Below are 649 nucleotides of genomic sequence, written 5' to 3'. Positions count from 1 at the left end.
CTCCCCGGCGAGCCGTCGGCCTGTCGAGTTGCGCGGGGAAGTCGGACGAACACGACAATTGTCCCGACATCGCTGACTCCGTCGGGGAGGTAACCCGTGCTTCGTCGGTTCTTCACCCGCTGCGCCGCACGACCGTCCGTGGTGGCGTCGGCCGTGCTCGCGGTGGCCGCACTGGTGGCGCTGGCCGTGCTGGCCGGTGGCCGGCACACCTCCGCCGCCGGTCCCCAGGACCCCCGGACGGACGACCGGCAGGGCGCGGTCTCCCCGGTGCCGGACGTGCTGTCGCCGGTACTCCGGCCCCCGCGCGGCCTGGAGGTCGAGGCGACCGGGCCGAGCAGCGTCCGCCTCAGCTGGCAGGAGGCCACCGCCACCGGGCGGGGCGCCGTCGCCGGATACCGGGTCTTCCAGGACGGCACCAGCACCGCCGTGGTCGCGGTCGGGCCCCAGGTGCTGACCGCCGAGGTCGGCAGCCTGGAGCCGGGCATCAGCTACGGCTTCACCGTGCGGGCGATCGACGCGGACGGCCTGTACTCGGCTGCCTCGGAGGAGGTCGAGCTGACGATGCCGGCCAGGCCCACGGCCTCCGACGGCCCGCAGGGCACCCCCGCGCACACCGACTGCCCGGCCCGCGCCCCGGGCGGGCGGGGCC

1 protein-coding gene is annotated in these 649 nt (G+C 76.3%); it reads left to right on the top strand.

Features of this window, described 5'->3' with window-relative positions; genetic code table 11:
* Positions 1 to 96: 96 nt before the first annotated feature.
* Positions 97 to 649 (top strand): fibronectin type III domain-containing protein (locus GL263_RS29150; protein WP_182858444.1); only part of this gene is annotated, 553 nt, incomplete at its 3' end.

It is taken from the genome of Streptomyces durbertensis (assembly GCF_014156695.1).
Lineage (GTDB): Bacteria > Actinomycetota > Actinomycetes > Streptomycetales > Streptomycetaceae > Streptomyces > Streptomyces durbertensis.
Note: the sequence above shows the minus strand (reverse complement) of the source record. Positions and strands in the feature narration are given on the sequence as shown.